Source organism: Corynebacterium curieae (assembly GCF_027570035.1).
Classification (GTDB): domain Bacteria; phylum Actinomycetota; class Actinomycetes; order Mycobacteriales; family Mycobacteriaceae; genus Corynebacterium; species Corynebacterium curieae.
In genome coordinates this window covers 223,489-239,631 of the sequence record NZ_JAKMUU010000004.1, presented here as the reverse complement: position 1 = coordinate 239,631, position 16,143 = coordinate 223,489, and the positions used below count along the sequence as shown (strand labels likewise).

Genomic DNA, 16,143 nt, shown 5'->3' with positions numbered 1-16,143 from the left:
GTCTGAACTGGCCAAACAACAAGTTGCGGCCAGTTATGTCACATTTTTGTAAATTTGGGTTAATCGCGGGCCGAGTGTTTACATGTGTGCCACCCGGACGGGCCCACGGAGGGCCTGGCCGGTTTTCTTGCCTTCGCTAAGCCGTGGGCTCTCTAGACATTGGCGTAGGGATCGCGGATGCCCAGATATTGAACAGTGGTGTATTCTTCAATGCCCTCGGCGCCACCCTCGCGGCCTAGACCAGATTGCTTCACACCACCAAATGGGGCTGCGGCATTCGAGACGACACCGGCGTTGAATCCCATGAGTCCAAATTCAAGGCCATCGGCCACGCGCCAGAGGCGATCAGAATTTTCCGTAAAGACATAGGAGGCGAGTCCGTATTCCGTATCATTTGCGATCTCTAAGGCCTCGGACTCCTCGGTAAAGGTCAAGATCGGTGCGATGGGACCAAAGATTTCCTCCTGAGCCACGCGAGTTTCACGTGAAACATTGCTCAAAATCGTAGGTTCGTAAAAATGGCCCTCGCCCTCGCCACGCTTGCCACCGGTAACCACAGTGGCGCCCTTGTTCACAGCATCCTCCACTAGGCCAGCAACATTATCGAGTGCTTTGGCTTCGATGAGGGGGCCGCAAGTAACACCTTCATCCATGCCATTGCCAACGACGAGCCTTTCAAACTCAGCGGCGAGCTTCTGCGTAAATTCCTCAGCGACGGACTCGTGCACCAAGAAACGGTTTGCCGCAGTGCATGCCTCACCAATATTGCGCATCTTGGCCCCCATAGCCCCCGCCACGGCTTGGTCGATATCCGCGTCTTCGAAGACGATGAACGGTGCGTTCCCGCCGAGTTCCATGGAGGTGCGAAGTACATTATCTGCGGCACCCTTAAGGAGGGTCTTGCCCACTGGGGTGGAGCCAGTGAAAGAGAGCTTCCGCAGACGGGCGTCGGCAAGCAGGGGCTCCGAAATGGCCGACGCAGAGCTGCCAGAAACTACATTGAGTACACCCTTAGGAAGGCCAGCATCAAGCATGGTTTGTGCGAAGTACTGTGCGGTTAGCGGAGTAAGCTTAGCCGGCTTTAGAACCATGGTGCAGCCTGCTGCTACGGCAGGGGCCACCTTTCGGGTGGCCATCGCAAGAGGGAAGTTCCACGGGGTAATCAACAGACAAGGCCCTACCGGCTTGCGGCGGGTGACCATGCGCAGCGTGCCTTCCGGAACGGGGGAGTAGCGCCCATAATCACGGGTAGCCTCCTCACTAAACCAGCGGAGGTACTCCGCGCCGTAGGTGACCTCACCTTGAGACTCGGCAAAAGGCTTTCCCATTTCAAGGGTCATCAAAGTCGCGAACTCATCAGCTCGTTCGTGCACCAGCTCGAATGCACGGCGAAGGATATTGGCCCGTTCACGCGGGGTGGTTTGTGCCCATTCATCTTGAACCGCGCAGGCAGCATCGAGGGCGGCCACCGCATCAGCGGAGTTCGCAGAATCTAGTGTAGCTATAGTCGCCCCGGTAGCCGGATTTTCTACGTTGAAGGTCTCCCCAGAGGATGCCTCGCGCCACTCGCCGGCAATCAAAAGCTTGGTTGGAACCTTTGCCAATACCTCACTTGTATTCAACGTCATTTACATCACCTTTCCTCTCTTGCTTAATGGACCCAACAGTACCGCACTCATTCCACTTGGGTACCCCGTACCAACCATGACTTTTGGCCACCAGACGGTGACTCGAGAATATTTCTCAGCATTATCTTCCGCGCTATAGAAATTTAGGTTAGTATGACCGATATGAAGAACATGACTACTGCTTGGTGGTGGCACGCGTAACCCGCGGGCCTTTCTTCACAACCCATTTTCAGGCTCGCATTCTGCGGGCCTTTTGGCGTTTTAGTGCCTCTGCTCGCGGAAGCTCATATTCCGTTCCTACCTTCCCAACACCTCCGAGAGGGCACTGCAATGCCATATACCGCCACCCGCGATATACGTTATGACCGCGACGCGGCCGCACTTTTCGACGCACTAGCACAACCAAGAGATTCCTTATTGCTTGAAAGTGCGGACATCGAAACCAAGAAGAACCTCAACTGTTTGGCTGTACTCACGGCCGCTCTAAAGGTCACGTGTCACGGCCAGCGGGTGGAGACCCGCGCCCTGACAAAGGCGGGCGAGGCGCTCCTGCCTTCCTTGGCCAACCGATTCCGCCACCGCTTGGTTTCACGTGAAACGACTACCGCTGTATTTGAATTCGAGATTGCCACGCAAGCTGACGAGCGGGAACGGCTCTTAGCCGAATCAACCGCAGATATCCTCCGATTCCTGCAACTTAAGGCGGACTATTCATCTTCCTTACTGCCCTTTCTGGCAGGTGGGTTTGCCTATGACTATTTGGCTACCTTCGAATCCCTGCCAGAAGTTGGTCCCAGTCCCAATGAGTACCCAGACTTTGAATTCTTGGTAGCGCAAACCGTCTTAACGGTAGATCACTTAAAGGGCACCGCACGACTGGAAGGCTGGGACACTGACCAAGGCCGCTTGGAAGAGGAGCTGAACTTTCTGGCAGCAATACCGACGGCTGCCGCCCCTGTAGGACCGCGAAGAAAAAGGGTCAAGGCGGTAGCCGATATGGATGATGAGGCGTTTCGCGCGGGCGTCGATAAGCTCAAAGGCAATATCCACGCCGGAGATATCTACCAAGTGGTTCCAGCGCGCTCTTTCACTCTGGAATGCCCAGACGCCTTGGCCGCCTACCGCACGCTGCGGGAAACCAACCCTTCGCCGTATATGTTCTATGCCCGCGGCGCCGACTATGAACTCTTTGGGGCGTCACCGGAATCCAACCTCAAATTCACACCGGGAAATAGGCAAGTGCAGCTCTATCCCATCGCAGGTACCCGGCCGCGTGGTCTCAACCCAGATGGCAGCGTGAACCATGAACTTGATATCCGCAATGAATTGGAAATGCGCACCGATCAAAAAGAGATTGCGGAACATACGATGCTGGTCGATTTAGCTCGCAATGATGTAGCGCGCGTGGCCGTACCCCGCACCCGCCAGGTTGCGGAGCTCTTGCAGGTTGACCGTTATTCCCGCGTAATGCACTTAGTCTCCAGGGTCACGGCGCGGCTTCACCCAGACTTTGACGCGCTCGATGCGTACCGCGCTTGCATGAACATGGGCACCTTGACGGGAGCGCCCAAGCTGCGTGCGACCGAGCTAGTCCGTCGCATTGAGGGCAAACGCCGCGGATCCTATGGCGGGGCGGTGGGCTACCTGCGCGGTGACGGTGCCATGGACAACTGCATCGTCATCCGTTCGGCCTATGTCAAAGGCGGGACGGCGGTGGTGCAGGCCGGCGCCGGAGTGGTCAAGGACTCCGTGCCACAGGCCGAGGCCGATGAAACTGTGCATAAAGCCTACGCCGTACTCAATGCCATTGCGGTGGCACACGGGGCTGAACTGGAGGTACAGCGATGAAATCGCCACACGTTGTCTTACTAGATAACCACGATTCTTTTGTCTACAACCTGGTTGATGCCCTAGCAGACTTCGATACCACCGTATTCCGCAATACCGTTTCGGTACAGGACGTGCTCCACGCACAGCCCGACATAATTATTCTTTCCCCCGGGCCCGGACATCCTCGCGATGCAGGCTGCATGAGGGAGCTTGTCGGTGCCACCCTTGGCACCATTCCCATCCTCGGTATCTGCCTTGGCTTCCAGGCGCTGCTTGAGCACCACGGCGGTACGGTCACGCCGTGCGGACCTGTACATGGCAAATCCGTTCCGATGGTCCTTACCGAAGCCGGCATTCAGCATCCCGTCTTCCAAGGCCTTGCTATCGATACCGGTCCCGATCAACCTGGCAGGCACGGTACGCAAGTTCCGGTGGCACGCTATCACTCCCTCGGCTGCAGGGTCGTCCCTCAAGGCATGCGTTCCTTGGCGCATGCAGCAACGGACATAGGCAAGGTAACCATGGCCGCCGAAACAACTGACGGTCTAGCACTCGGCATGCAATTTCACCCAGAGTCCATCCTGACACCGAGCGGACCGCTGATGCTCGAGCGTTGTATTACCCAACTTTCAACATCACCCACTATAGATTCGGAGCATTAAAGTGAAACACACCCCTTTACACACCCTCCAGGCATTCCTAGACAACAACCAGCCCACCGTCGAAGAGGCCACCGAGGCATTTACCCCCTTGGCGGTCGGCGACTATGACGATATCCAAATCGCGGCGCTCCTTACCCACATCCGAACCCGAGGCGAGACCTTCGCCGACGTGACGGGAGCAGCCAAAGCCTTTTTGAAGGTGGGCTATCCCTTTCCCATCACCGGCGCAGGCCTCATGGATACGGCTGGCACTGGGGGCGATGGCGCCAATACCATCAATATCACCACCGGTGCCTCCCTCGTTGCCGCCACTGGGGGAGTAAAGATGGTCAAACACGGCAATCGGTCGGTCTCGTCCAAGTCCGGCTCAGCCGATGTCCTCGAGGCACTCAATATCCCACTCGATTTGGATGCCGCGCGAGCCGTCCGCCAATTTACAGCCTCGAATTTCACGTTCTTATTTGCTCCCGCCTACAACCCGGCGGTGGCTCATGTGCAACCAGTGCGTAAGGCGCTGGGGATTTCTACCATCTTCAACACTCTCGGCCCGCTACTTTCGCCTAGCCACCCCGCACTACAAATCATGGGAATCGCAAAGCCGGACCAGGGCCAGCTTATTGCAGAGGTGTTCCGCGAGCTCGGACGCGAACGGGCCCTTGTCATCCACGGCACCGGCACCGATGAGATTGCCACCCACGGCACCACGCTGGTGTGGGAGCTCAAGGATGGTGAGATTTCCACCTACGAGCTGACGCCGGAGGACCTCGGGATTACACGCCACGACCTAGCAGAGCTCGCCGGTGGGGACGGGGCAGCGAACGCCCAAGCTCTCCGTGCGGTATTTGCCGGCCACGGCGCCCCCGCCCATTATGACGCTATTACCGCCAACGCCGGTGCGATGTTCTATCTCAACGGGACCACGGACACCATCGCGGTCGGAGTCACGCACGCCAAGGAGCTCATCGATAGCGGCCACGTTGAAAGGTGGCTCGCCATCCACGAAGCCGCGAACTACGCACAAGGGGAGGAGTCCTGATGGTCCAGAATAGATTGCCCACGGTGCTCGAAGAGATCGTCGCCAAGCGCCGCACGCACCTGCCCGCGATTAGGGAGCGCCTAGCCCATGTAGATCTGAAGAATATTCCACGCTCGGAGCGCTCACTTTACGACGCCCTCCAGGGCACCAACCGCTTCATTATGGAGTGCAAGTCTTCCTCGCCGTCCCTCGGCCTTATTCGCGCGGAATACCACCCCGGCGATATCGCCCGCATTTATTCGCGCTATGCCTCAGCAATTTCGGTGCTATGCGAGCCCGAGCGCTTTGGCGGCGACTATGACCACCTGCAGACCGTTGCGCAGTCCACACACCTGCCCGTGCTGTGCAAAGACTTCATCGTAGATCCCATTCAGGTCTATGCTGCGCGCTATTACGGTGCCGATGCCATCTTGCTCATGATGTCCATCGTGGACGATGACACCTATGGCGAGCTCAAGGCATTGGCGGACCGGCTCGGCCTAGACGTGCTAACAGAAGCCATTACCGAGAAAGAAGTGAACCGAGCGGTGAGCTTCGGTGTAGATATCATCGGGATTAATAACCGTAACCTTCACGATCTCAGCATCGACTTAGGACGCACCGAACGCCTCGCCCAATGTATTCCATCTGGAAAGGTCATCGTTTCCGAGTCGGGCATCCGCAACAACGCCACTGTTCGTCGCTTAGGCTCGCACGCTCACGCCTTCCTCGTAGGCTCACATCTCACCTCCCAGCGAGACATTGACCGCGCGGCCCGGGACCTCGTGTTTGGAAGAAATAAGGTGTGCGGCATCACGAGCTCTTCGACTGCACAGGCCGCACGCGCTGCAGGAGCCCGCTACGGAGGCCTTATCTTTGCACCGGATTCTCCGCGCAGTGTTTCACGTGAAACCGCGCACCACATCATCGCGGCGGAGCCGGGATTGGATTACGTCGCTGTGACGCGCTCTACAGATGTCAAGGAACTGAAAAGGCTAGCCGGCATTCCCGGCCTGCACGCCCTTCAATTACACGCCCCGTTCCAAGGTGATTTGGAAGGGGAGAGGCAGCTCCTCCGCCGCGCACGCGAGGCAGCCGGCAGCTTAGATATATGGCGTGCCGTGGACATGCGCGAGGCCGACTTTGCTGCACTTTCGGGGCAGCTTTTCCCTGAAGTTGACGCGCTCGTTTTGGACTCCGGAAACGGCGGAACTGGGACGCGTTTTGATTGGAGGACCGCCCCTACAGAGGTAAAGAGCAAGTCTTTCCTCGCCGGCGGCTTGCATATTGGCAACCTCGACGAGGCGCTGTCCATTGGCACGGCCGGTTTAGACCTTAACTCAGGCCTGGAATACGCGCCCGGACGCAAGGACTCCGCACTCATTTCGCAAGCCTTTAGCGCTATCCGAAATTACACCCACTCATAGAAAGAACAGAACCATGACCGTTTCACGTGAAACGCTCCTCCCAGCGTACTTTGGCGAATTCGGTGGACAATACGTCCCCGAATCCCTCATCCCAGCCCTAGACCAACTAGAAAAGGCCTTTGTTGAGGCACAGAGCGACCCATCTTTCCAGGAAGAGTTGAGTACCTTATTGCGCGACTATCTTGGCCGACCCACGCCGATTACGGAGGCGAGGAACCTCGGCGGAAAGGCACGCATCTTCCTCAAGCGTGAGGACCTTGTCCACGGCGGCGCGCATAAGACCAATCAAGTCCTCGGTCAGGCACTGCTGGCAAAGCGAATGGGAAAGACCCGCATCATCGCGGAAACCGGAGCGGGCCAGCACGGAACGGCTACGGCCCTCGCTTGCGCACTTTTGGGACTTGAGTGCGTGGTGTATATGGGCGCCAAAGACGTAGCACGCCAACAGCCAAACGTATTCCGCATGGAGTTGATGGGGGCGAAGGTGGTATCCGTCGATACTGGATCCGGAACCCTCAAGGATGCGGTGAACGAAGCGCTACGAGATTGGACCGCCTCCTTTCACGAGTCCCACTACCTCCTCGGGACCGCAGCCGGACCGCACCCATTCCCAACCATCGTCCGAGAATTCCACAAGGTCATCTCTGAAGAGGCCAAGGCACAGATGCTGGAGCGTACCGGTGGGCTACCCGATGTCGTGGTTGCTTGCGTCGGTGGCGGATCCAATGCGATCGGCATGTTCGCGGACTTCATCGCAGAGGAAGGCGTGGAGCTTATCGGCGCTGAGCCCGGCGGGGAAGGGCTGGACTCCGGCAAGCATGGTGCCACCATCAATAACGGGACGGTAGGCATCCTGCACGGCGCCCGCAGCTACCTTATGCGGAATGCGGATGGACAAGTGGAAGAATCCTACTCCATCTCCGCTGGGTTGGACTACCCAGGCGTTGGGCCGCAGCATGCCCAGTTACACGCCAGCGGCCGCGCCACATACGTCGGCATTACTGACGCCGAAGCCCTCGAGGCATTCCAGCTTCTTTCCAAGAGAGAAGGCATTATTCCCGCCCTCGAATCCTCGCACGCGTTAGCCTATGCCTTAAAACGTAAGGACGAGGACATCACCATCCTCGTCTCCCTCTCCGGCCGCGGCGATAAGGACATCGACCATGTCCGCCATACCCTAGACACCCACCCTGAACTGGAACTCCAGGAGGAGAACTAATGAGCCCCCGTTACGAAAACCTATTTAGCTCCCTGCACGAAAGAGGAGAAGGCGCGTTTGTCCCCTTCATCATGCTGGGTGACCCGACGCCAGAGGACTCACTGAAGATTGTGCGTACCGTTGTGGCGGCGGGAGCTGACGCGCTCGAGCTGGGCGTGCCTTTTTCGGATCCGGTAGCCGACGGCCCGACCATTCAGGCTTCTCACCTCCGGGCGCTCGATGGCGGCGCAACGGTGGACAACGCTTTGGAGCTGATTAGCACCATTCGTACCGAGTTTCCGGAGCTACCCATTGGCATGCTGATTTACGGCAACGTCGCATTCACTCGCGGCTTCGACCGCTTCTACACGGAGTTCGCACAGGCCGGTGCTGATAGCATCTTGCTTCCCGACGTCCCCGTACGCGAAGGCGCACCCTTTATTGCGGCGGCACAGAAGGCCGATATTGATCCCATCTTTATTGCCCCTGCACGCGCCGCCGAGGAGACCTTGAAAGGCGTCGCTAAAAGTTCGCAGGGATATATTTACGCAATATCCCGCGATGGCGTAACCGGTACCGAAAAGCAATCCGAGACGCTCGGTCTCGAAGAGGTCGTATCAAATATACAGCGCTTCGACGGTCCACCGGTCCTGCTTGGCTTCGGCATCTCCGAGCCTACCCATGTTCAGGACGCCATCGCCGCTGGGGCGGCTGGTGCCATTACTGGTTCCGCCATGACCAAAATAATCGACCGACACGTTTCACGTGAAACCGATACGGATGGCATTCCGCTCGAAGGAACGCCTGGGCGCATTGATAATGAAACAGCACTACATGAAGAGCTCACCGAATTCGTCTCCCGCATGAAAGCCGCCACACAAAAGTAGTTCTCCCAAATACAGCAAACCCCTCGTCAGTGCCGAACTGTTCCGCACTGACGAGGGGTTTCGCTGAGACAAAATCCTAGGCGGTTGTGTCTGCTGATTCTTCCTTAGTAGCGTCCTCCCGATTACCCGCGAACTTGTCAAGGATCATCGCGATAGCACCGTCGCCGGTGACATTGGCTGCGGTACCGACGGAGTCGATGGCAATATACGCAGCGATCATCAGCGCTACCATGCCATCATCAAAGCCCATCATGTCTGCCAAGAGGCCAGCTGCAACCATCACAGCACCACCAGGAACACCCGGAGCAGCGATCATCATGATGCCGAGCAAGAAAATGAAGCCCAAACCGGTGCTCGTGCTGATATCTAGGTTCGCCATATAGACAATCGCGAAGGCGTAGAGCGTCAACTTAATCATGGAGCCGGATAGGTGAATGGTTGCGCACAAGGGAATGACAAAGTTAGCTACGGGCCTTGAAATGCCATTCTTAAGCGTCGACTCCAAAGAAATGGGAATAGTAGCAGCCGAGGAGGAGGTGCCCAAGGCGGTAAAGTACGCAGGCATCATGTTGCGCAGGGCCTTAAAGGGGTTCTTACCCGTGATCACACCAGCGATGATGTACTGGACCACCAGGTAAACCAAGGTCATGACAACGGCCAAGATCAGTACTTTGGCAAAGGCCGAAAGCACATCGCCCAAATTACCGTTCATTCCCAAGCTTAGGAACATGCCAAAGATATAGAAGGGGAGAATCGGAACGACGAAGCCCCAGATGACCTTGACTACGACATTCTCCAATTCCTTCGTAACGGCGTACAAAGTGTCAGACTTCACCGTAGTCATTGCTACGCCGATGCAAAACGACAGCAAAAGGGCCGTCATAACCTCAAACGGCGGCGCCATTTCTACCTCAAAATAAGGAGAGAGCGCGCCCTCATCAATATCGGAGACATTGGTAATCAAGTTTTGGCCACTGAGCATAGTGGGGTAGAGCCAGTGCGCAAGTACGTAGGCAAGAAGACCGGCAATAATCGTTGAGCCGTAAGCAATGCCGGCAGTCACACCCAACCACTTTCCGGCACCGCGTCCAAGACCCGCAATCGACGGCGCAATTAGCGCAAAAATTAAGACCGGAATAAAGAAATTGAGGAAGTTGCTAAACAGGCCATTGAAGGTGGCAAATACGCGGCCAAACCACTCGGGCGCGAATTGGCTCACCACCACGCCAAGGATTATGGCGACGATAATACGGAATAACAAAGATTCCGAGAGCTTCTTGAGATTCATGTACTTACAATCAATGTTGAGTGTTCCACCTCGGGTGAAAACTACCGAGACGAAACAAAGCTGTGCAGTGGCAACAGCCGAGATAATATCTATCACTCGACCTTAAAGGCATACTACCCGACACATCGCATAGTCAGAACATTCACCCCAGAGGCAATTTCTATCTAGGCGCTACAAGGTTAAACTGAATACATGATCGCAGTAGGAATCATATTTTTAGTCCTCGCCGTATTCCTCATCGTTGTGGGAACCCTCGCTACAACTAGGCGCTTGCCCGGAAATAGCTACATTGGCTTGCGTCTACAAGAAATTCGCAGATCCCGCGAGGCATGGGACAATGCCCATCGCATTGCTGGACCATTTTGGATTCTCAGCGGAGTATGCCTGGTTTTCGGTGGGATAGTCGCCCTGCGCGCTGAAGGGTGGATGTGGCTCATTCCAGCCCTGACCTTCGTTGCAGCGATTCTTGCCCTATCTATCGGATCCAATCTCGGGTCGCGCGCCGCTTTTCTCTATGAACAAGCACACGCTAATGAAGAAGGTTGCGGGGAATCTTGCAACTGTGGTTCGGACGGCTGCAGTGGGGAAGCAGCTGGCGAGACAGCCACTCCCCAAGTCGATGTCAACGCTCTCCGCCACGCGGCGCGTGAATCGGATAAGTAGAAAACAGTACTGCGCTACTCACCCCTTTCGGAGAAATTTCAATCTTCATCCGGAGGGGGATACTTCTATCTGCTGTGTCCCACATTCCATTGCTTAGGAAGAAACCTCATATTAGACACTGTGACGGTATTAATCGTATGACCTTTGTCCCTCCTATTTAGTCACTGACAATTAACCCTCCTAGGTTTTCGATTGAAAACAGCAATGATTGCTCTTATTCATTATTGGCGCAACCCCTCATTGCAATTCCTGCGAATAAGGATAGAACTTGCGTATAGCTTTCCTAACATTCCATTTCTCAACGCGCCCAGCACGACAATAAGGGCACAATGAAACGCATGAAGAAAAGAACCGCCCTCGCAGCCATCGCCGCCTCCACCTTTGCCATTGGGGCCTATGCCGAGCAAGGCGATAAGGAAATTCCTAACGTCGCTGAAGCGCAGACCCAGCTATCCGCACGTGCCATTGTAAACGACTTGGGTATTGACTCCGGCACCTACGAACTCACTCCAACTTCTAACGGTTCTCCCGAAACATGGGAAGGGGTTCTAGCCGGTTAAACTACTGTGTTTCACGTGAAACTCAAACCCTGGGCGAAACCTTAACTCGCTCACATTAGGGGGCCACAGCGGACTAGAGTAGAGGCATGACTATGTGCTCGCGCCGAATGTTTTTGCTCGGAACCGCAACGACTTTCGCAGGCGTTTACGCGGCGGCTTGCGGCTCAACACCGTCCGCGGAGATCGCTGCAACCGATATTCCGATTGGCTCTGCAAAAATTGTGGATGGAGTTATCTTTACCCAGCCTAAAGAAGGGGAGTTTAAGGCCTATTCCCAAACATGCCCCCACCAACGCAATCCGATCACCGAGATTGAAGGCATGACAGCGACCTGCACTGCGCATAACACGTCCTATAACCTCAGCGACGGGAGCGTCATCTCCGGCCCTGGCCGTGACCCGTTGGAGGAATACGAAGTAAAACAAGACGGTTCAAACGTCACTACCGCCTAAACGCTCCCCGGCCTGGTTTCACGTGAAACCAGGCCATTACATTGTGCGCGCCGCGTTTTTCATGCGGGTGGGGCGAAGACGGGTCTACACTCTTAGCATGCTGCAGCGCCTAAAAAAGCCCGACCCGCTCATTGTCCTCATCATTCTCGCAGTCATCATTGCGGTTCTCGCACCGGCTAGGGGAAATTTTGCCGAAATATTCGGCAAACTGACGAACGTAGCGATTGCGGTTCTCTTCTTTCTGTATGGAGCTAGGTTATCCACTCAAGAGGCCCTCAACGGACTAAAGCACTGGCGCCTGCACCTGACCATCCTGGCATTTACCTTCGTGGTCTATCCGCTCATTGGTATCGCGCTGCGCCCACTTACTGCAGTCGTGTCGCACGACATGTACCTAGGCATTTTATTTCTCACGTTAGTTCCGTCCACAGTGCAGTCCTCGGTTGCTTTTACCTCGATTGCGAAGGGAAACGTGGCCGGTGCAATAGTCTCAGCCTCTGCCTCCAACTTGGTGGGCGTCATTATCACGCCGCTTCTCGTCATGCTCCTGATGGGAACTGGGGGAGGGATCCACATCGATACTTCCGTATTTGGAGAAATCGCCCTGTTACTGTTGGCACCCTTCGTTCTGGGACAGCTCTCACGGCGTTGGATAGGAAAGATCGCCCAAAGCAAGGCCACCAAGGTAGTAGACCGCGGATCCATCGCGATGGTTGTTTATTCCGCCTTCTCCAAAGGGGTAGTGGACGGAATTTGGACGTCCATCTCCATGTGGGAATTAGCTTTCCTAGTAGGGTTCGCGGCAGCTTTCGTCGCATTTATGCTGTGGCTGACTAAAAAGGTGAGCCAAAAGCTAGGATTTAGCCGCGCAGATATTATCGCGATTGAGTTTTGTGGTTCAAAGAAGTCTTTGGCTACTGGACTCCCGATGGCCTCAGTCATTTTTTCCTCTGGTGGAGCGTCCCTTGGCCTACTAATCCTTCCTTTGATGATTTACCACCAAGTCCAACTGATGATGTGCTCATGGCTAGCGGCCCGGTACGCTCAACGCTCCACGCCGTAGCTACACTTAGGTGCCATGACGAATTACCTATACATACGGACCGAACTGAATGTGCCTGGGGTAGGCTCTGCGATCCATATGGCGGAGATGGAAGAACAAGATGCCCGCAACTGTCGCATGGTGCGCATGATTGCCCTGGATCCATCGGATGCCATCGTCGGAGTGGCGACGCCACATAGTTCCACGGGAAACGTTGATCAGCCGCAAGAAGTCGTTCCACACCCAGACACTTATGATGACTTCCCAGACATTAACGCGCAGTACGTGGACCAGTCTCGGTTCGACGCCCTCTGGTCCGAAGCCACCGCCAAGTTCGGGCTATAGGAACTGCGGAGACTAAAAGACTACGTTGACGAGGAGCATGTAGAAGGCGGTCCCGCCAAAGATGGACAGCGCTGACTCGCGCTTCCACAGGTGGAGTAAAAAGGTAACGAGCACGCCGAGTAAAGCCGCCCAGATGCCACCGGGGGCGCCAGCCTGCCCGTGAACGGTATAGACCACCAGAATCGTCATGACACCCACTGGCATCATCAAACCGAGCAATGAGAAAAACTCGCTGTCCTTCATCCATTTCACAAAGGAGAAGGGAAGCTGGCGCAGCACAACGGTGATAATCCCAACGGGGATCAGTACCGTGGCTATCGCAGCGAGTGATACTCCAGCGGGCATTAGCGGTACTCCTTGGAATTCGCACGGTGCACGGGGCGGCGCAGCCTGAGGAAGGTGTCGACGCGCGGGGACAGGTAGCGGATAATTAGCAATAAGAAGTAGGCGCTAAGCGCCGCCATGAGGAGTTGTCCTGGGGCAAAGGCGGCAGCAAAAATGCCCAAGACCGCCGCGCTTAACGGCAGAGAGTAATCCTGATTATTGCGGAAAGAATCCATTGCCAAAACAACAAAGAGCGCCACGAGCGCGAATTCCATGCCCTGTATGGAAGAAGGGATTACCTGACCGGCAAGGGCACCGACGATGCCGCCTCCTATCCACAGAGCTTGGCAAAAGATTTGGATGGTGAGGATGCGCGTTCCGCTCGGTCGATCATCGGTGGGGAGAGAGGAGACGATGGCATAGGTTTCGTCGGTAAGCGCATAAGTGGAATAAGCCCTGCCCACCCGTGAGTAAATGCGATGCCGGGGGAAGGTGAGTCCATAGAAAATATGGCGAAAGTTCACCATGAATCCAGTAACCAGCGAGGTAAGGGCGGTAGCCCCACCAGTGACCATGGAAATGGCCAAGAATTCCATGGAGCCGGCGTAGATGACGAGGGAGAAAATCGGTGTCCACCACCAGCTGAAGCCGGATTGGACCATGAGCAGGCCGAAAGCTAGGCCGAGGGGAATAAGGCCGATAGCGGCGGCCCATGTATCCCGTAATCCTTGAGAAATATCCGCGCGCATGCGGGCTAGTCTAGCCCACCGCCTGCAGCGCGATAGGAATTAATTGTCTTCCACGTTGACCGGGTAAGTGGAGTAAAGCGGCAGCGGCATGGGCTGACGCTTCATAACGTCGGCCCAAAGATCGGCTGCGCCCGGCGTGATAACGTCTTGGGCCAAAGCGGGCGAGACGAACCATTCGCCGGCCTCGATTTCCTCTTCTAGCTGGCCCGGGCCCCACTCGGCATAGCCGGCAAACATGCGCATACCGGAAACCAGTGGTTCGATCTCTTCCGGCTCCGCGCGCAGATCCACATGAGCCAGACGTGGAGCAAGGCGGGTGAGGCGATCGTGCTTTTCCGGATCTACGCCCTGTTTGGTCTGCGCGAGCCCCACCACGGATTGCTGATTAAGAGGACCACCGATATATAGCGCCTGCGGCTTAGCTACGACTGGGAGCCATTCCGGCAGCACATTGAATATGGCCACCTCGGAACGCTTGGTCAGATCCACGCCGAAGGTCATCATGTCATTGTGTTCGATGACCAGGATGACGGAACGGGCGAATTCCGGCGAAAGCATCCCCGGAGAAGCGATGAGCAGCTGGCCGGGGGCAGGGTCATTGCGCTCGAGGGCGTTGAATAATCTATCGGCAAACATCACTGTTTAGAATCCCACCACTCGCGCAACTTCGCAATCGCTTCCTCGCGCTCGAGGGGGCCATGCTCCAGACGCAACTCCTTGAGATAAGACCATGCCTGGCCCACCTCGGGGCCGGGCTTAAGACCCAGGATTTCCATGATCTCATTGCCATCGAGGTCGGGGCGCACGCGGGCTAGGTCCTCCTTGCGGCCGATCTCTTCAATACGCTCCTCGAGCTGATCGTAGGTGCGCTGGAGGCGGCGAGCCTTTTTCGCATTGCGGGTGGTGCAATCGGCACGCACCAGCTTGTGCAGGCGGGGGAGTAGATCGCCGGCATCAGTGACATAGCGGCGCACGGCGGAATCCGTCCACTGATTTTCCCCAAACCCGTGGAAGCGCATATGCAGATAGACCAGCTGGCCGATGGCCTCCGTGGTGGCTTTGGGGTATTTCAACTTCCGCAGTCGCTTGCGGGCGAGCTTGGCGCCCACCACCTCGTGGTGGTGGAAGGATACCTTGCCATCGGTGTTATCAAAGGTATCCGGCTTGCCAATATCGTGTAGTAGCGCCGCCCAGCGCAGGACGAGGTCTGGACCATCTTCTTCCTGGTCCATGGCCTGGCTGAGCACTTTCAGTGAGTGGGCATAGACGTCCTTGTGCTGCGCGTGTTCGTCCGCGGTCATGCGCAACGCAGGGATCTCCGGGAAGATGTAGTCCGCGATGCCGGTAGAGACCAGCAGTTCAATGCCATCCCACGGGGCAGTGCCGCAGATGAGCTTATCCAGTTCCACCTGCACTCGCTCCACGGTGATGCGCTGGATTTCGCCAGCCATATCCCGCATGGCATCCACCACGCGATCGGCCACGCGGAATTCCAGCTGGGAAGCAAAACGGGCCGCGCGCAGCATGCGGAGGGGATCATCGTGGAAGGAGATTTCCGGCTTATCCGGGGTATCGAGTACTCGGTCAGCCACGTCCTGGAGGCCGTGGAGGGGATCGTGGAACTTAAAGGTGGCGTCGGCAAGCAGCTCAATGGCCATCGCATTGACCTTGAAGTCACGCCGCACGAGGTCGCCCTCCAAGGTATCGCCATAAACCACCTCAGGGTTGCGGGACTGGCCATCATAAGAATCGGAGCGGAAAGTGGTGATCTCGATCTGCTGACCCTTATAGGCCGCGGAGACGGTACCGAAGTCGATGCCGGTATCCCACACGGTTTCGGCCCACTCATCTAGGATTTCCTTAACCTCCTCAGGCCGGGCTGGGGTAGTAAAGTCCAGGTCATTTCCCAAGCGGCCCAAAAGCGCATCGCGCACAGAGCCGCCCACAAGGTAAAGCGAATAGCCGCGTGCGGCGAATTTCTCCACCAGACCGCCCAGCAGGCCACTGAGGGACGAGACGGTGGATTCCGCGCGGGCAAGAACGCCAATTAGCTGAGTGTCCTGAAAATTCACG

At 56.4% G+C, this 16,143-nt stretch carries 17 protein-coding genes; 11 read left to right on the top strand and 6 right to left on the bottom strand.

The window, feature by feature from the left end; translation table 11 throughout:
• Positions 1-152: 152 nt before the first annotated feature.
• Positions 153-1,628, bottom strand: coding sequence for an NAD-dependent succinate-semialdehyde dehydrogenase (locus tag L8V01_RS08725; RefSeq protein ID WP_269946684.1), 1,476 nt, complete (start codon positions 1,626-1,628; stop codon positions 153-155).
• Positions 1,629-1,958: 330 nt separating this feature from the next.
• Here L8V01_RS08725 and L8V01_RS08720 point away from each other — a divergent pair, with 330 nt between their 5' ends.
• Genes L8V01_RS08720 through trpA form a run of 6 tightly spaced genes read left to right on the top strand, consistent with a single transcriptional unit; the run spans position 1,959 to position 8,647 of the window.
• Positions 1,959-3,476: an anthranilate synthase component 1 gene (locus L8V01_RS08720; protein ID WP_269946683.1), complete on the top strand. Its 1,518-nt coding sequence runs from the start codon at positions 1,959-1,961 to the stop codon at positions 3,474-3,476.
• Positions 3,473-4,120, top strand: coding sequence for an anthranilate synthase component II (locus L8V01_RS08715; protein WP_269946682.1), 648 nt, complete (start codon positions 3,473-3,475; stop codon positions 4,118-4,120). The genes L8V01_RS08720 and L8V01_RS08715 overlap by 4 nt, the downstream gene beginning before the upstream one ends.
• Before the next feature lies 1 nt (position 4,121).
• Complete coding sequence (trpD, locus tag L8V01_RS08710) at positions 4,122-5,156, top strand: anthranilate phosphoribosyltransferase (protein WP_269946681.1); 1,035 nt, start codon at positions 4,122-4,124, stop codon at positions 5,154-5,156.
• Positions 5,156-6,562, top strand: a complete 1,407-nt coding sequence (trpCF, locus tag L8V01_RS08705; protein ID WP_269946680.1) for a bifunctional indole-3-glycerol-phosphate synthase TrpC/phosphoribosylanthranilate isomerase TrpF — start codon at positions 5,156-5,158, stop codon at positions 6,560-6,562. The genes trpD and trpCF overlap by 1 nt, the downstream gene beginning before the upstream one ends.
• A 13-nt stretch (positions 6,563-6,575) precedes the next feature.
• Positions 6,576-7,781, top strand: coding sequence for a tryptophan synthase subunit beta (gene trpB / locus L8V01_RS08700; protein WP_269946679.1), 1,206 nt, complete (start codon positions 6,576-6,578; stop codon positions 7,779-7,781).
• Positions 7,781-8,647 (top strand): tryptophan synthase subunit alpha, encoded by an 867-nt coding sequence (trpA, locus tag L8V01_RS08695; protein ID WP_269946678.1) that lies wholly within the window; start codon positions 7,781-7,783, stop codon positions 8,645-8,647. The genes trpB and trpA overlap by 1 nt, the downstream gene beginning before the upstream one ends.
• Positions 8,648-8,723: 76 nt before the next feature.
• On the opposite strand, the gene L8V01_RS08690 is transcribed toward trpA, so the two are convergent.
• Positions 8,724-9,935, bottom strand: a complete 1,212-nt coding sequence (locus tag L8V01_RS08690) for a dicarboxylate/amino acid:cation symporter (protein ID WP_269946677.1) — start codon at positions 9,933-9,935, stop codon at positions 8,724-8,726.
• A gap of 192 nt (positions 9,936-10,127) precedes the next feature.
• Between L8V01_RS08690 and L8V01_RS08685 the strand changes: the two genes are divergently transcribed.
• The 5 genes from L8V01_RS08685 to L8V01_RS08665 all read left to right on the top strand — a co-directional run bounded on the left by L8V01_RS08685 (position 10,128) and on the right by L8V01_RS08665 (position 12,997).
• Positions 10,128-10,598: an SdpI family protein gene (locus L8V01_RS08685; RefSeq protein WP_269946676.1), complete on the top strand. Its 471-nt coding sequence runs from the start codon at positions 10,128-10,130 to the stop codon at positions 10,596-10,598.
• A gap of 338 nt (positions 10,599-10,936) precedes the next feature.
• Positions 10,937-11,158, top strand: a complete 222-nt coding sequence (locus tag L8V01_RS08680; protein ID WP_269946675.1) for a hypothetical protein — start codon at positions 10,937-10,939, stop codon at positions 11,156-11,158.
• Positions 11,159-11,244: 86 nt separating this feature from the next.
• Positions 11,245-11,610 carry a Rieske (2Fe-2S) protein gene (locus L8V01_RS08675; RefSeq protein WP_259887429.1) on the top strand — a complete coding sequence of 122 codons (366 nt, stop codon included), beginning with the start codon at positions 11,245-11,247 and terminating at the stop codon, positions 11,608-11,610.
• 97 nt (positions 11,611-11,707) lie between these two features.
• Entirely contained in the window at positions 11,708-12,673 is a 966-nt protein-coding gene (locus L8V01_RS08670; RefSeq protein ID WP_269946674.1) for a bile acid:sodium symporter family protein, read from the top strand.
• Between the two features lie 15 nt (positions 12,674-12,688).
• Positions 12,689-12,997: a hypothetical protein gene (locus L8V01_RS08665; protein ID WP_269946673.1), complete on the top strand. Its 309-nt coding sequence runs from the start codon at positions 12,689-12,691 to the stop codon at positions 12,995-12,997.
• Between the two features lie 12 nt (positions 12,998-13,009).
• Here L8V01_RS08665 and L8V01_RS08660 read toward each other — a convergent pair whose 3' ends face one another.
• Genes L8V01_RS08660 through L8V01_RS08645 form a run of 4 tightly spaced genes read right to left on the bottom strand, consistent with a single transcriptional unit; the run spans position 13,010 to position 16,142 of the window.
• On the bottom strand, positions 13,010-13,342 hold the full coding sequence (locus tag L8V01_RS08660; protein ID WP_269946672.1) for a branched-chain amino acid transporter permease: 333 nt from the start codon (positions 13,340-13,342) through the stop codon (positions 13,010-13,012).
• Complete coding sequence (locus L8V01_RS08655) at positions 13,342-14,070, bottom strand: AzlC family ABC transporter permease (protein ID WP_269946671.1); 729 nt, start codon at positions 14,068-14,070, stop codon at positions 13,342-13,344. The genes L8V01_RS08660 and L8V01_RS08655 overlap by 1 nt, the downstream gene beginning before the upstream one ends.
• 39 nt (positions 14,071-14,109) lie before the next feature.
• Positions 14,110-14,706 (bottom strand): YqgE/AlgH family protein, encoded by a 597-nt coding sequence (locus tag L8V01_RS08650; RefSeq protein WP_269946721.1) that lies wholly within the window; start codon positions 14,704-14,706, stop codon positions 14,110-14,112.
• Positions 14,706-16,142 carry a CCA tRNA nucleotidyltransferase gene (locus tag L8V01_RS08645; protein WP_269946670.1) on the bottom strand — a complete coding sequence of 479 codons (1,437 nt, stop codon included), beginning with the start codon at positions 16,140-16,142 and terminating at the stop codon, positions 14,706-14,708. The genes L8V01_RS08650 and L8V01_RS08645 overlap by 1 nt, the downstream gene beginning before the upstream one ends.
• Between the last annotated feature and the right edge of the window lies 1 nt (position 16,143).

Excerpts from the sequence above, each read along its gene's own strand:
- L8V01_RS08725 (WP_269946684.1), bottom strand. The coding sequence starts at position 1,628 with ATGACGTTGAATACAAGTGAGGTATTGGCAAAGGTTCCAACCAAGCTT.
- L8V01_RS08720 (WP_269946683.1), top strand. The coding sequence starts at position 1,959 with ATGCCATATACCGCCACCCGCGATATACGTTATGACCGCGACGCGGCC.
- L8V01_RS08715 (WP_269946682.1), top strand. The coding sequence starts at position 3,473 with ATGAAATCGCCACACGTTGTCTTACTAGATAACCACGATTCTTTTGTC.
- trpCF (WP_269946680.1), top strand. The coding sequence starts at position 5,156 with ATGGTCCAGAATAGATTGCCCACGGTGCTCGAAGAGATCGTCGCCAAG.
- trpB (WP_269946679.1), top strand. The coding sequence starts at position 6,576 with ATGACCGTTTCACGTGAAACGCTCCTCCCAGCGTACTTTGGCGAATTC.
- trpA (WP_269946678.1), top strand. The coding sequence starts at position 7,781 with ATGAGCCCCCGTTACGAAAACCTATTTAGCTCCCTGCACGAAAGAGGA.
- L8V01_RS08690 (WP_269946677.1), bottom strand. The coding sequence starts at position 9,935 with ATGAATCTCAAGAAGCTCTCGGAATCTTTGTTATTCCGTATTATCGTC.
- L8V01_RS08685 (WP_269946676.1), top strand. The coding sequence starts at position 10,128 with ATGATCGCAGTAGGAATCATATTTTTAGTCCTCGCCGTATTCCTCATC.
- L8V01_RS08680 (WP_269946675.1), top strand. The coding sequence starts at position 10,937 with ATGAAGAAAAGAACCGCCCTCGCAGCCATCGCCGCCTCCACCTTTGCC.
- L8V01_RS08675 (WP_259887429.1), top strand. The coding sequence starts at position 11,245 with ATGACTATGTGCTCGCGCCGAATGTTTTTGCTCGGAACCGCAACGACT.
- L8V01_RS08670 (WP_269946674.1), top strand. The coding sequence starts at position 11,708 with ATGCTGCAGCGCCTAAAAAAGCCCGACCCGCTCATTGTCCTCATCATT.
- L8V01_RS08665 (WP_269946673.1), top strand. The coding sequence starts at position 12,689 with ATGACGAATTACCTATACATACGGACCGAACTGAATGTGCCTGGGGTA.
- L8V01_RS08660 (WP_269946672.1), bottom strand. The coding sequence starts at position 13,342 with ATGCCCGCTGGAGTATCACTCGCTGCGATAGCCACGGTACTGATCCCC.
- L8V01_RS08655 (WP_269946671.1), bottom strand. The coding sequence starts at position 14,070 with ATGCGCGCGGATATTTCTCAAGGATTACGGGATACATGGGCCGCCGCT.
- L8V01_RS08650 (WP_269946721.1), bottom strand. The coding sequence starts at position 14,706 with ATGTTTGCCGATAGATTATTCAACGCCCTCGAGCGCAATGACCCTGCC.